General features: G+C 70.1%; 13 protein-coding genes. 7 read left to right on the top strand and 6 right to left on the bottom strand.

Annotated elements, in window-relative coordinates; translation table 11 throughout:
* Positions 1-6 precede the first annotated feature (6 nt).
* Positions 7-201 (top strand): Atu4866 domain-containing protein, encoded by a 195-nt coding sequence (locus ACGFZW_RS27295; protein ID WP_393896038.1) that lies wholly within the window; start codon positions 7-9, stop codon positions 199-201.
* The gene (locus tag ACGFZW_RS27290; protein WP_393895874.1) at positions 198-932 is read left to right on the top strand and encodes an SDR family oxidoreductase; all 735 of its coding nucleotides are present in this window, start codon (positions 198-200) and stop codon (positions 930-932) included. Before ACGFZW_RS27295 ends, ACGFZW_RS27290 begins: the two co-directional genes overlap by 4 nt.
* 57 nt (positions 933-989) lie before the next feature.
* Here ACGFZW_RS27290 and ACGFZW_RS27285 read toward each other — a convergent pair whose 3' ends face one another.
* Entirely contained in the window at positions 990-2,501 is a 1,512-nt protein-coding gene (locus ACGFZW_RS27285; RefSeq protein ID WP_393895873.1) for a S8 family serine peptidase, read from the bottom strand.
* Between the two features lie 537 nt (positions 2,502-3,038).
* On the opposite strand from ACGFZW_RS27285, the gene ACGFZW_RS27280 reads away from it, so the two are divergent.
* From ACGFZW_RS27280 to moaA, 3 genes are all read left to right on the top strand, one after another.
* On the top strand, positions 3,039-3,383 hold the full coding sequence (locus ACGFZW_RS27280) for a DUF485 domain-containing protein (protein WP_393895872.1): 345 nt from the start codon (positions 3,039-3,041) through the stop codon (positions 3,381-3,383).
* The gene (locus ACGFZW_RS27275) at positions 3,380-5,017 is read left to right on the top strand and encodes a cation acetate symporter (protein ID WP_393895871.1); all 1,638 of its coding nucleotides are present in this window, start codon (positions 3,380-3,382) and stop codon (positions 5,015-5,017) included. The genes ACGFZW_RS27280 and ACGFZW_RS27275 overlap by 4 nt, the downstream gene beginning before the upstream one ends.
* A gap of 145 nt (positions 5,018-5,162) precedes the next feature.
* A complete protein-coding gene (gene moaA, locus ACGFZW_RS27270; protein ID WP_393895870.1) occupies positions 5,163-6,152 on the top strand; it encodes a GTP 3',8-cyclase MoaA in 990 nt (329 codons plus the stop codon).
* Positions 6,153-6,183: 31 nt separating this feature from the next.
* Here the strand turns inward: moaA and ACGFZW_RS27265 are convergent, their stop codons facing one another.
* On the bottom strand, positions 6,184-6,420 hold the full coding sequence (locus tag ACGFZW_RS27265) for a hypothetical protein (RefSeq protein WP_393895869.1): 237 nt from the start codon (positions 6,418-6,420) through the stop codon (positions 6,184-6,186).
* A gap of 201 nt (positions 6,421-6,621) precedes the next feature.
* Entirely contained in the window at positions 6,622-7,005 is a 384-nt protein-coding gene (locus tag ACGFZW_RS27260) for a DUF3099 domain-containing protein (RefSeq protein ID WP_393895868.1), read from the bottom strand.
* Between the two features lie 220 nt (positions 7,006-7,225).
* Between ACGFZW_RS27260 and ACGFZW_RS27255 the strand changes: the two genes are divergently transcribed.
* Positions 7,226-7,504: a GlsB/YeaQ/YmgE family stress response membrane protein gene (locus tag ACGFZW_RS27255; RefSeq protein ID WP_393895867.1), complete on the top strand. Its 279-nt coding sequence runs from the start codon at positions 7,226-7,228 to the stop codon at positions 7,502-7,504.
* Positions 7,505-7,607: 103 nt separating this feature from the next.
* Here ACGFZW_RS27255 and tyrS read toward each other — a convergent pair whose 3' ends face one another.
* From tyrS to ACGFZW_RS27240, 3 genes are all read right to left on the bottom strand, one after another.
* On the bottom strand, positions 7,608-9,011 hold the full coding sequence (gene tyrS, locus ACGFZW_RS27250) for a tyrosine--tRNA ligase (RefSeq protein WP_393895866.1): 1,404 nt from the start codon (positions 9,009-9,011) through the stop codon (positions 7,608-7,610).
* Between the two features lie 112 nt (positions 9,012-9,123).
* Positions 9,124-10,572 (bottom strand): metallopeptidase TldD-related protein, encoded by a 1,449-nt coding sequence (locus ACGFZW_RS27245; RefSeq protein ID WP_393895865.1) that lies wholly within the window; start codon positions 10,570-10,572, stop codon positions 9,124-9,126.
* Positions 10,569-12,101 carry a TldD/PmbA family protein gene (locus ACGFZW_RS27240; RefSeq protein ID WP_393895864.1) on the bottom strand — a complete coding sequence of 511 codons (1,533 nt, stop codon included), beginning with the start codon at positions 12,099-12,101 and terminating at the stop codon, positions 10,569-10,571. The genes ACGFZW_RS27245 and ACGFZW_RS27240 overlap by 4 nt, the downstream gene beginning before the upstream one ends.
* Before the next feature lie 250 nt (positions 12,102-12,351).
* Between ACGFZW_RS27240 and fabG the strand changes: the two genes are divergently transcribed.
* Positions 12,352-13,056, top strand: coding sequence for a 3-oxoacyl-[acyl-carrier-protein] reductase (gene fabG / locus ACGFZW_RS27235; protein WP_393895863.1), 705 nt, complete (start codon positions 12,352-12,354; stop codon positions 13,054-13,056).
* Positions 13,057-13,061: the final 5 nt, after the last annotated feature.

Raw genomic sequence — 13,061 nt, 5'->3', positions numbered from 1 at the left:
CCCGTCCTGGTCGGTGCTCCTCGGCCTGTCCAGACTCGGTCGGGCAGGACAGCGCCGCACACAGACACGGGCCGCGACACGGTGTCCGGCAGGCACGTCGATTGCGTCGACGACTCCGCGTTCCACGCGACGGGCGACGTCCGCGATGGCGTGCTCCAGCACGAGCACCTCGTGCTCCACCGAGAGGAACAGCAGACATGACAGACACAGCCAAGGTCGTGGCGGTCACCGGAGCGAGCAGCGGGATCGGCGAGGCGACCGCCCGCCGACTCGCCACCGACGGCCACCGTTTGTTCCTCGGAGCACGGCGCACCGATCGCCTCGACGCGCTGACCCGGGAGATCACCGCCGCGGGCGGCACTGCGGCGTTCCAACGGCTGGACGTCACGGATGCCGACGATGTCCGCGCCTTCGTGTCCGCGGCCCGCGAGCGCTACGGCCGCGTGGACGTGGTGGTCAACAACGCCGGAGTGATGCCGCTCTCGCCGCTGGAAGCGCTGAAGACCGACGAGTGGGACCGCATGGTCGACGTCAATGTGCGGGGAGTCCTGCACGGTATCGCCGCTGCTCTGCCCGCGATGCGCGCTCAGGGCGGCGGGCACTTCGTGAACATCGCCTCCGTCGGCGCCTACGAGGTCTCGCCCACCGCCGCCGTCTACTGCGCCACCAAGTTCGCCGTCCGCGCGATCTCCGAAGGGCTGCGCCAGGAGTCCACCGGGAACATCCGGGTCACCCTCGTCTCCCCGGGCGTGACCGCATCCGAACTCGCCGACAGCATCTCCGACCCTGCAGCCAGGGAGGCCATGAAGACTTACCGCGCCGCGGCATTGCCCGCCTCCGCCATCGCGGAGGCCATTGCCTACGCCCTTTCCCAGCCTTCGCAGGTCGACGTCAACGAAATCGTCGTCCGTCCCACCGCGAGCGCCCAATAGCCCGCGGTAGGGCCCTGCAACGGGCCGGGTGGCGAACCACCCGGCCCATCGGGGGAGTTACTTCTTCACTGCGTCCAGCGCGTCGACGATGCCGTAGCCGAAGTGGCTGTTGACATGCTTCGTGCCGGTGCAGGTGGCGTCACCCGTGGGGCAGCCGGGGTTGTCGGCCTGCTCCTTGAGCAGCCACTGGATCTCCTGCGGGCTCGCCTTCGGGTGGGCGCTCTTGACCAGCGCCGCGACACCCGCGACATGCGGCGACGCCATGGACGTGCCGGCCAGGTAGGCCCAGTCGCCGCCCGGCATCGTGGAGAGGATGTTGCCGTGCTTGGCGGGCAGCTCGGGCACCTGCCGCGAGTCGCCGCCCGGGGCCGCCACATCGATCTGGCCGAGGCCGTAGTTCGAGTAGTACGACTTGAGCTTGTGCACGCCGGTCGCCGCGACCGTCACCGTGCCCGGGATCTGGGTCGGGACGTCCCAGCAGGTCTTCGGGTCGATGGTGCGCTCGACCGGTGTCGAGTCGTTCGGGCTGCTGTTGTCGGCGATCTTGGCAGCCGCGAGGTCGAAGCTGGAGTTGCCCGCGGCGGCGACGTTGATCGCGCCCTTGCGCTGGGCGTACTTCGCGGCCCGGCCGACCGCGTCAACGATGGCCGCCTGGTCGGCGTCATCCTTGCAGTTGAACATCCACGGGTCGACGTAGTAGCTGTTGTTCGTGACCTCGACGCCGTGGTCGGCCGCGAAGACGAACGCGCACACCACGCTCTCGGCGAAGAAGAGGGAGGTCTCCGGCTCGCTGACCTTGATGGCCGAGATCTTCACGCCCGGGGCGACACCCGCCACGCCCACGCCGTTGCGGGCCGCGGCGATCGAGCCGGCGACATGCGTGCCGTGGTAGTCGTTGTCCGGGTCGTACGGACGCCAGGAGCCCGCGGAGGTATCGGCCACGCCGCCCACACAGTTGGCGGACTGCTTCGCCGAGAAGTTCGCCTTCAGGTCCGGGTGGGTGTCGTCCACACCGGTGTCGATGACGGCGACGGTGACCTTCTTGCTGCCGGGGTTCACCTTCGCGGCCTTGTCGGCCTTGATCGCCGGGATGTCCCACTGCAGGGGCTCCAGCGGCTCCTCGCCGCTCGCCTTGGCTGCCGCGGCGGCCTTGAGCTGGGACTTCGGCAGCGCGACCTTCTGCGGCTTGCCGATGTCGGTGGTGCCCGACGCCTTGAGCGGCGAGGTGCGGGTGGCGCCCGCGGACTGCACACCCTGCACGGTGCGGATCGACTCCGCGAACCGGGGGTTGGCCGAATGGACGACGATCACACCGATCTGCTGATGAGCGGTGACCACCTTCCCCCCGGCCTTGGCTATCTCCTTCGACACCCTGCCGACCGTGGCCCGGTCCGGGGTGGTGTTCACGACATACGAAAGCAGCGGGCCGTCGGTCGAGACGGCAGCGGCCGGAGCGGTGTCCTGCGACGCGGCGGTGGCCGCGTTCGGGAGGAAACCGAGGGATGCCGTCAGAGCCAGTCCGAGCGGGACGGCCAACGCCCGCACCCGTCTGGATCGGGGATGCGCCATGGGTACTCCACATCATCCGTGAGACCGCCCGTGCACGGTGTGCGCACGGGCGGATGCAATGACTCGTGAAGTTATCCGCGATCACCGAGGAACAGCAATGGACTCGGCCGAAAACCTGGCACATATGGCATATTGACGCCGCGTCACATGAATCGGGCCGAGTCGTTCACGGGGCGCGCCGCAGGGCTCCGATGCTCAGCGGCGGCAGGGCGATCCGTGGGCCGTACCACCGGCGCCGCTCCCTGCCGGCCGGCCGCGGCACCATGGGCGGGACGGCGAGCGGGGCCGGCAGCCGGACGCTGCCGTAGGGGCGCCGACGAGGGTCGGACGGCTGCGGGGCCTGCGGGGGAGGCGGTTTCACAACCGTCTCAACGAAGCGTCCCCCGAGCGGTGGCGGTCCGTCCGGCCAATCCTCTGGAATTCAACCAACAGCCCCCTGTCGCATCGTTTGCCACGCCTCTACCATGCGTGATCCGGATCACTTAACTGATTCTTACCAACGGCCTTCCCGCCGGCAACTACGCGTCAGGAGATTCCGTGAGCACCGCACCGCCTTCCGCCCCGGGGCCGCACGAGCCGCCCGACTACGCCCAGGTGCAGTCGAGCGCGGAATTCGCCGCACTGCGTCACTCATACCGCTCGTTCGCCTTCCCGCTCACCATCGCCTTCATCCTCTGGTACCTCACGTACGTGCTGCTCTCCAGCTACGCGGGCGACTTCATGGGCCTGAAGGTCTTCGGCAACGTCAACGTCGCCTTCGTTCTCGGCATCGCCCAGTTCGTCACCACCTTCCTCATCGCCTGGTGGTACGCCCGGCACGCCGCAGCCAAGCTCGACCCCAAGGCCGAGGCCATCAAGTCCCGCCTGGAGGGCGACGCATGAACCTCATCCAGCAGGCGCACACCCTCCCGCTCGCGGCCGGCGGCGCGGGTGAGCACCGCCCCCTGATCATCTCGCTCTTCGCGGCCTTCGTCCTGGCCACCCTCGCCATCACCGTCTGGGCGGGCCGGCAGACCAAGGGGGCGGAGGACTTCTACGCCGGGGGCCGGCAGTTCACCGGCTTCCAGAACGGCCTGGCGATCTCCGGCGACTACATGTCCGCCGCGTCGTTCCTCGGCATCGCCGGCGCCATCGCCCTCTTCGGCTACGACGGCTTCCTCTACTCCATCGGCTTCCTCGTCGCCTGGCTGGTGGCCCTGCTCCTGGTCGCCGAACCCCTGCGCAACTCGGGCCGCTTCACGATGGGCGATGTCCTCGCCTACCGCATGCGCCAGCGCCCGGTCCGGACGGCCGCGGGCACCTCCACCATCATCGTCTCGATCTTCTACCTGCTCGCCCAGATGGCCGGCGCCGGCGCCCTGGTCACCCTGCTCCTGGGCATCACCAGCGAGGCGGGCAAAATCCTCGTCGTCGTCATCGTCGGCATCGTGATGATCCTCTACGTCACCATCGGCGGCATGAAGGGAACCACCTGGGTGCAGATGGTCAAGGCCGTCCTGCTGATCGCCGGCACGCTGCTGATCACCTTCCTGGTGATGCTCAAGTTCAACTTCAACATCTCCACCCTGCTCGGTGCCGCCGCCGAGAACAGCGGCAAGGGCTCGTCCTTCCTGGAGCCCGGCCTGAAGTACGGCGCCAGCGCCACCTCGAAGATCGACTTCATCTCCCTCGGCATCGCGCTCGTCCTGGGCACCGCCGGCCTGCCGCACATCCTCATCCGCTTCTACACGGTGCCCACGGCCAAGGCCGCCCGTAAGTCGGTGAACTGGGCGATCGGCATCATCGGCGTCTTCTACCTGATGACCATCGCGCTCGGCTTCGGTGCCGCCGCCCTGATCAAGCCCGAGACGATCATCGCGTCCAACAAGGCGGGCAACACCGCGGCACCGCTGCTCGCCCAGGAAATCGGCGGCGGTGCGGACTCCACGGGCGGCGCGATCCTGCTCGCGGTCATCTCGGCGGTGGCCTTCGCGACCATCCTCGCCGTCGTCGCGGGACTCACCCTGGCCTCCTCGTCGTCCTTCGCGCACGACCTCTACGTCAACGTCATCCGCAAGGGCAAGGCCAGTGAGAAGGAAGAGGTCCGCGCGGCCCGCTGGGCGACGGTGGGCATCGGCGCCGTCGCCATCGCCCTCGGCGTCCTCGCCCGCGGGCTGAACGTGGCGGGCCTGGTGGCCCTGGCCTTCGCCGTAGCGGCGTCCGCCAACCTCCCGACGATCCTCTACAGCCTGTTCTGGAAGCGCTTCACCACCAACGGCGCCCTGTGGTCGATCTACGGCGGCCTGGCCTCCTCGGTCCTGCTGGTCCTCTTCTCGCCCGTCGTCTCCAGCAAGGAGACGTCGATGTTCCCGGGTGTGGACTTCGCCTACTTCCCGCTGGAGAACCCCGGCCTGATCTCCATCCCGCTGGGCTTCCTGCTCGGCTGGCTGGGATCCCTCCTGTCCAAGGAGGAGCCGGACGTGAAGAAGTACGCCGAGCTGGAGGTCCGCTCCCTGACCGGAACCGGAGCGCACTGAGGCACCAGCACAGCCCGTGGGCGGGGTGCCCTCGTAGAGATCTACGAGGGCACCCCGCCCACCTCGTGCTTCTCAGGTCTGCTCCTCGGCGAACGCATCGCGTAGGCTCGAAGCGTACTGATCGGACTCTCGGGGAGGGGACCTCGTGCTCATCGACACCTACGGTCGCGTGGCCACCGACCTGCGCGTTTCGCTGACCGACCGCTGCAATCTCCGGTGCACCTACTGCATGCCGGAGGAGGGCCTGCAGTGGCTCGCGAAGCCGGATCTGCTCACCGACGACGAGATCGTCCGGCTGATCCGCATCGCCGTGACCGACCTCGGCATCGAAGAGGTCCGCTTCACGGGCGGTGAGCCCCTGCTGCGCCCCGGCCTCGTCGGCATCGTCGAGCGCGTCGCCGCCCTCACCCCCCGCCCCAAGATGTCGCTCACCACCAACGGCATCGGCCTGCAGCGCACCGCGACCGCGCTGCGCGACGCCGGCCTGGACCGCGTGAACGTCTCCCTGGACACCCTGCGGCCGGACGTCTTCCAGACCATGACCCGCCGCAAGCGGCACGAGGACGTGCTGCGCGGTCTGGAGGCGGCCCGCGACGCCGGACTGACCCCGGTCAAGGTCAACACCGTGCTGATGCCGGGCCTCAACGACGACGAGGCCCCCGACCTCCTCGCCTGGGCGGTGGCGAACGACTACGAGCTCCGCTTCATCGAGCAGATGCCGCTCGACGCCCAGCACGGCTGGAAGCGCGACGGCATGATCACCGCAGGTGACATCCTCACCTCGCTGCGTACCCGGTTCGAGCTGACCGCCGAGGGCCGGGACGAGCGCGGCTCCGCACCGGCCGAGCGCTGGATCGTCGACGGCGGCCCGCACCGCGTCGGCGTCATCGCCTCCGTCACCCGCCCGTTCTGCCGGGCCTGCGACCGCACCCGCCTGACCGCCGACGGCCAGGTCCGTACGTGCCTGTTCGCCACCGAGGAGACGGACCTGCGTGCCGCCCTCCGCTCGGACGCCCCCGACGCCGAGATCGCCCGCATCTGGAAACTCGCGATGTGGGGCAAGAAGGCAGGCTCCGGCCTGGACGACCCCACCTTCCTCCAGCCCGACCGCCCGATGTCCGCAATCGGGGGCTGAGCCCTCCGGCGGGCGGGGGATGGGCGAACGCTCAGCTGTCGGACGCCTGCGCCTCCCACTCCTCCAGGGTCACGACGTCCTTCAGGAAGCCGCGGACGCCGAGGAACTGGGAGAGGTGCTCGCGGTGTTCGTCGCAGGCGAGCCAGGTCTTGCGGCGCTCCGGGGTGTGCAGCTTCGGGTTGTTCCAGGCCAGTACCCACACGGCGGGTGCGCGACAGCCCTTGGCGGAGCAGATGACGGCGTTCTCGGGGGAGTTCGGGGAGTTCACGGCCTCAACCCTACGTCCCGTACCCGGGCGCGGACATGGCGACGCCGGGCAGCCACGGGGGGAGCCGCCCGGCGTCGGTCCGTCGCTCCGACGGGGGATGCGGAGCGCGTACGCAGTATGTCACGGGCACTGGTGCCGGGTGCACCGGAACCACATGATTGATCTGAGCTTTTCTTGAGCTTTGCGGACGGCCCCGAGGGGTCAGGTTCCCGCGGTCCGCGACTCCGACGCGTCCGGCCCAGGAGGACCGGACGGTTTTGCCGCGGGCTCCGCGGGCGTGACCGGACTTCCCGCCGTCAGCATCGGCCTGGTCGGCGCGGCGACGAACGTCGAGGGCAGTGAAGGGGCGTTCTCCCGGCCCGCGTTGGCGATGACGACCGCGATATAGGGGAGCGCGATGCCCAGTACCAGCGTCGCGATGGCGATCGGCCGCTGGACGTTCCAGAGCACGGCGGTCAGGATCACGGCCACGGTCCGCACCGACATGGAGATCACATAGCGGCGCTGCCGTCCGCGCACGTCCTCGGACAGCCCCTGGCGCGCCCCGGTGATCCGGAAGGCCTCGGTGCTGCTGTGCTTCCGCATCACATTCCACCACCTGGTCAGTTGTGCCGGATGATCCCGCTTTCCGGGCGGATTCCACGGTACGCCGCGGCTGCGTCGGGTTCGAGACCGGGTCCTGCCGCGGTGCGTCCCTGTGCCCTACGACGTTGTGCCCACCCCCTGCTCCGGCGTGCGCCGTAGCTCGCACGGAGCGACACTGGCGTGGCACGGGTACGTGCTCCGCGCCCCACGAGGAGGCGACATGAGTTGGTTGTGGGCCATCATCCTCGGTCTGGTCCTGGGTCTGATCGCGAAGGCCATCATCCCGGGCAAACAGGCGATCCCCCTCTGGCTGACCGTGATCTTCGGCATGCTGGGCAGCGTCCTGGGCAACTGGGTGGCCACCGGTATCGGAGTGAACGAGACCGAGGGCATCGACTGGATGCGCCACTTGCTGCAACTGGTCGGCGCGGTCCTCATCGTCGGCGTGGGCGACCGCCTCTGGGCCGGCCTGCGCGCGCACAGGAGACGGACCACCTAGATCCGGCACACCGCTCCCGCCCCGCGTCCCCGCGAGGCCCTGCCACACGACCGGCGGCCGGTGCGCTGACGCACCGGCCGCCGGTCATGTCATGCCCTGCGCGTCAGCGCCCTTCGAGCTGCGCGAGCTTGCGCCCCGCCTTGAGGTACGCCGTACCGGCCGTGCCGGCCAGCTTCGCGGCCAGCACCTCGGCCAGCGGGAGCACCGAATCGGCCTCGGCGAGCACCACGGTCTGCTGCCCGCCCTCGCCCTCCACGACCAGTCGCAGCGCGTTCTGCTTGGCCAGCCGGCGCGCGGCCGAGGCGCTCGGCGTGAACTCCAGCAGCTTGGTCAGCACCGCGGCCACCGTCTCCGTGCCGTGCGCGGCGACGTCGACGACCGGCAGCGAGTCCACGTCGGCGAACGACTTCTTGGAGAACTGCGCGATGAACCCGGCCCGCGCCGCCATCGCCGCGTCCAGGCCGTACAGCGCCGTGACGACCTCACCGGCGAGGATCTTCTTGAGGTCCATCGGGTGCAGCGAGCGGTCCGCGACGCGGCCGAGGACGAGGGTGATCTCCTCGTCCGTCCACTCCGTCCAGGCCTTGAGGTAGGGCTCCATCAGCCGGTCGGGCACCGACATGATCTTGCCGAAGACATCGTCGGCGGGGGAGCTCAGCCCGACGTAGTTGCCCTTGGACTTGGACATCTTCGCGCCGGTGCCGTCCGTGCCCTCGATCAGCGGCATGGTCACCACCAGCTGCGGCTGCTGACCGCGCAGCTCCATGAGCTTGCGGCCCATCTGGAGGTTGAGCAGCTGGTCCGAGCCGCCCAGCTCGACGTCGCACTCCAGCGCCACCGAGTCCAGGCCCTGGACGATGGGGTAGAGCAGCTCGGTCATCGTCAGACCGGACCCTGCGGCCAGGCGGTTGCGGAAGTCCTCGCGCTGCAGCAGCTGCGAGGCCGGCACCTGCGCGAGCAGCGAGAGCAGCTCGGGGAAGGTGTAGGGCGCCAGCCACTCGCTGTTCTGCCGGAAGCTGACCTTCTCGAAGTCGAAGAAGGGGCGCACCTGTTCGCGGTAGGTCGCGAGGTTCTGCGCGATGTCGTCGTCGGTCAGCGGGGGACGCTCGGCGGTACGGCCCGACGGGTCGCCGATCTTGGCGGTGAAGTCACCGATGATCAGCGTGACGTCGTGCCCGAGCCGCTGGAACCGGCTGAGGATGATCAGCGGCACGGCGTGACCGAGGTGCACGTCGGTCGCCGTCGGGTCGATGCCCAGCTTGATGTGCAGGCCCCGCCCTGCCGCCCGGCGCTCCTCGATCCGCTCGGCCAGCTTGTCCACGCCCGGCAGGACCTCGACGGTCCGGCTCGCGATCAGCTCGGCCTGCTCCTTGGCGGGCAGGTCCGTCAGGTCGAGATAGCGCCGCGCGCCCGTCTCCTGGAGCAGCTCCTGGACGGTCGCGTCCGCGGAGAGGTCGGTGGAGAGCAGGGTCGTGGCGCGGGCGACGGATTCGCCGAGGCGTGTCATGGCGTTCCTGATCGATCGGTGTTCCCACAAGGGGAGGACAAGCGGACAGTCTATTCGCCCGCGAGCCGGTGATCGCCCGGCCGGGCCAGGGGCACCGGCCGGGCCGCCGGGCTCATACGCCGCGGCTGACCGAACTCATGTTGAAGTCCGGGATGCGCAGCGCCGGCATCGCCGCCCGCGTGAAGTAGTCGCTCCACTCGCGTGGCAGCGTCCGCTCCGTACGGCCGGCCTCCACGGCGCGGGAGAGCAGGCCCACCGGCGACTCGTTGAAGCGGAAGTTGTTGACCTCTCCGACGACCTCGCCGTTCTCGACCAGATAGACCCCGTCACGGGTCAGACCGGTCAGCAGCAGCGTCGCCGGGTCGACCTCGCGGATGTACCACAGGCAGGTCAGCAGCAGGGCAGGACCGTCGTGCCCGCTCGCCGCCACCATCTCCTCCAGGGAGCGTGAACCACCCGCGTCCATCAGGAGGTTGTCGATGCCGGGCGCCACCGGCAGACCGGTCAGTGCGGCACTGTGCCGGGTGGTCACCAGGCGGTTCAGCACCCCGTCGCGCAGCCATTCGGTCGGCGCGAGCGGCAGCCCGTTGTCGAAGACCGACGCGTCGTCGCCGGAAGTGTGCGCCACCACGAACGGCGCGCACTCCAGGCCGGGCGCCCGCGGATCGCTGCGCAGCGTCAGCGGCAGCTCGGAGAGCCGCTCGCCCAGCCGGGTGCCCGCCCCGGGCCGGGACGCGTCGTCGTCGCCCTTGCCCGGCTTGGAGAAGACCGTGCGGCCCTCGACGGCGTCCCGGGCGGCCGACGACCACATCTGGTAGATCAGCAGGTCCGCGACGGCGGTGGGTGGCAGGAGAGTCTCGTACCGCCCGGCCGGCAGCTCCACCCGCCGCTCGGCCCAGCGCAGCCGACGGGCCAGCTCCGCGTCCAGTTCGCGCGGGTCGACGTCGGTGAAGTCGCGGGTCGCGCGGCCGGTCCAGGCGGAGCGGGCGGCGGCCGCTGTGGTGCCCGCCGACTTGGCGTTCAGCTCCAGCGTCCCGGTGGGCTGGTCGTGCCGCAGCCGCAGCCCGGTCGAGGTGCCCAGGTAGGTCGAGACGACCTCGTGGTGGGCGAAGCCGTACAGCTCGCGACCGCCGTCCCCGGCCTGCCGGAAGGACTCCCCGAGCGCCGGCGCGAACTCCGCGAAGACGTCGGAGGAGGTCTCGGCGGGCGCGTCGGTGAAGTCGGCGGACGCGGCCGCGGTGCCGCCGACCAGCGGCTGGGCGTCCTCGGCCGGCCCCGCCTCGCGTGCGGCCGCCTCCGCTGCCCGTACCAGCGGCTCCAGATCGGCCGCCGTCACCGCCGAACGGGAGATCACTCCGCACGCGGTGCCCTGCCTGCCGTCCACGGTCGACACGACGGTCAGCGTCCGGCCCCGGGTGACACCGTTGGTGGTGAGCGCGTTGCCCGCCCAGCGCAGATTGGTGCTGGAGTGCTCGTCGGCGAGGACCGCGCAGCCGTCGGCCCGCGAGAGCTCAAGGGTCCGCTCGACGATCTCGTGCGGGGTACTGGTGCGAGGGCTCATCGGCCGGCCTCCTGCGTGGTGTTCAGGATGTTGACGCCCTCGAACAGGGCCGAGGGGCAGCCGTGCGAGACCGCTGCGATCTGCCCCGGCTGGGCCTTGCCGCAGTTGAAGGCACCGCCCAGGACGTAGGTCTGCGGGCCGCCGACCGCGCTCATCGAGCCCCAGAAGTCGGTGGTGGTCGCCTGGTAGGCGACATCCCGCAGCTGCCCCGCCAGCCGGCCGTTCTCGATGCGGAAGAACCGCTGGCCGGTGAACTGGAAGTTGTAGCGCTGCATGTCGATCGACCAGGAGCGGTCACCGACGACGTAGATGCCGCGTTCCACCCCCGAGATCAGCTCCTCCGTGGAGGGCCCGTCCGGCGCTGGCTGGAGCGAGACGTTCGCCATCCGCTGGACCGGCACATGTCCGGGCGAGTCCGCGTAGGCACAGCCGTTGGAGCGCCCGAGGCCCGTCAACCGCGCGATCCTGCGGTCGAGTTGATAGCCGACGAGAGTGCCGCCGCGGACCAGGTCCCAGGACTGCGCGGCCACCCCCTCGTCGTCGTAGCCGACCGTGGCGAGGCCGTGCTCCGCGGTCCGGTCGCCGGTGACGTTCATGATCTCGGAGCCGTACGCGAGCTTCCCGAGCTGGTCGAAGGTGGCGAACGAGGTGCCCGCGTACGCCGCTTCGTAGCCCAGCGCGCGGTCCAGTTCGGTCGCGTGCCCGATCGACTCGTGGATCGTCAGCCACAGGTTGGAGGGATCCACCACCAGGTCGTAGGCGCCCGCCTCGACGCTCGGCGCGTGCAGTTTCTCCGCGAGGTACCCGGGGATCCGCTCCAGCTCGCCGTCCCAGTCGTAGTGGCCGCCGGTCAGGTACTCCCAGCCGCGGCCCACCGGCGGCGCGATGGTGCGCATCGAGTCGAACTCACCGGTGACCGGGTCCACCGCGACGGCGGTCAGCTGGGATTGCAGCCGCACCCGCTGCTGCGTGGTGCTGGTGCCCGCGGTGTCCGCGTAGAACTTGTTCTCCTGGACGGTCAGCAGCGACGCGTCCGCGTGCGCCACCCCCGGCGCCGCCAGCAGCCGGCCGCTCCACTCCGCCAGCAGCCCGGTCTTGTCGGCGTCCGGCACGTCGAACGGATTGATCTCGTACGAGGACACCCACGTACGGTCCGGATGCGCGGGCTCAGGCGCCAGCTCGACCCGCTCGTCGGAGCCGGCCGCGTCGATGACCTTCGCCGACAGCTTGGCCATCGCGACCGCCCGGGACGCCACCCGCGCCGCCGCGTCCATCGTCAGATCCACACCGGACGCGAACCCCCAGGCCCCGCCGTGCACCACCCGCACCGCGTACCCGAGGTCGGTGGTGTCCGAGGTTCCGGCCGTGCGGGCGTCCCGGAGCCGCCAGGCCGCGCTGCGCACCCGCTCCAGGCGGAAGTCGGCGTGCTCGGCGCCCAGCGCGCGGGCCCGTGCCAGCGCGGCGTCGGCCAGCGCGTGCCGGGGCAGCGCCAGAAAGGTCTCGTCAGGGGCATGGGGTGAAGCAGGCACGGCATCCTCCCGTAGTCGGCGCCTGCATCATGCCCTGCGCGGCGCGCCCGGCCCAGACCGCGCCGGGCGCGCGCCGTGGTGCTTCGGCCCGCCGGGGAGGCGCCTGGGTAAGGGGCGTGCACCGCGGTTCTGTGGGGACCCGACAGTGCGCGGCGCGCGCCCCTGTCCGGGCTCGATTCCCCGTACGGGCCCCGCTACCGATAGTTTCGTACCGAACTCAGGACGGACAGGAACAGGAAAGGGTGATCTCTTGAGCCGCTCGGTTCTGGTCACCGGAGGCAACCGCGGCATTGGCCTTGCCATTGCCCGAGCCTTCGCCGAGGCAGGCGACAAGGTCGCCATCACCTACCGCTCGGGCGAGCCCCCCGAGGGCTTTTTGGCCGTGAAGTGCGACATCACGGACAACGAGCAGGTCGAGCAGGCATACAAGGAGATCGAGGAGAAGCAGGGCGCGGTCGAGGTGCTGGTGGCGAACGCCGGTGTCACCCGCGACCAGTTGCTGATGCGGATGTCCGAGGAGGACTTCACCTCGGTCCTGGAGACCAACCTCACCGGAACGTTCCGGGTGGTCAAGCGGGCCAACCGCGCGATGCTGCGGGCCCGTAAGGGACGGGTGGTGCTCATCTCGTCCGTGGTCGGGCTGATGGGTGGCCCCGGGCAGTCGAACTACGCCGCCTCCAAGGCCGGTCTGGTGGGTTTCGCCCGCTCGCTGGCACGGGAGCTCGGCAGCCGCAACATCACCGTCAACGTCGTCGCCCCCGGCTTCGTCGACACCGACATGACCCGTGTGCTCAGCGACGAGCAGCGGGAGAACATCGTGAAGCAGGTTCCGCTCGCGCGCTATGCGCAGCCCGAGGAGATCGCCGCCTCGGTCCGCTTCCTGGCCTCGGACGAGGCCGCGTACATCACCGGAGCCGTCATTCCTGTCGACGGCGGATTGGGCATGGGTCACTGATCAGC

The organism is Streptomyces sp. NPDC048248, assembly GCF_043201875.1.
In the GTDB taxonomy this organism is placed as follows: Bacteria; Actinomycetota; Actinomycetes; order Streptomycetales; family Streptomycetaceae; genus Streptomyces.
Note: the sequence above shows the minus strand (reverse complement) of the source record. Positions and strands in the feature narration are given on the sequence as shown.

Coding starts and splice junctions, on each gene's coding strand:
- ACGFZW_RS27255 (WP_393895867.1), top strand. CDS start 7,226: ATGAGTTGGTTGTGGGCCATCATCCTCGGTCTGGTCCTGGGTCTGATC.
- ACGFZW_RS27275 (WP_393895871.1), top strand. CDS start 3,380: ATGAACCTCATCCAGCAGGCGCACACCCTCCCGCTCGCGGCCGGCGGC.
- tyrS (WP_393895866.1), bottom strand. CDS start 9,011: ATGACACGCCTCGGCGAATCCGTCGCCCGCGCCACGACCCTGCTCTCC.
- ACGFZW_RS27245 (WP_393895865.1), bottom strand. CDS start 10,572: ATGAGCCCTCGCACCAGTACCCCGCACGAGATCGTCGAGCGGACCCTT.
- ACGFZW_RS27285 (WP_393895873.1), bottom strand. CDS start 2,501: ATGGCGCATCCCCGATCCAGACGGGTGCGGGCGTTGGCCGTCCCGCTC.
- ACGFZW_RS27290 (WP_393895874.1), top strand. CDS start 198: ATGACAGACACAGCCAAGGTCGTGGCGGTCACCGGAGCGAGCAGCGGG.
- ACGFZW_RS27260 (WP_393895868.1), bottom strand. CDS start 7,005: ATGCGGAAGCACAGCAGCACCGAGGCCTTCCGGATCACCGGGGCGCGC.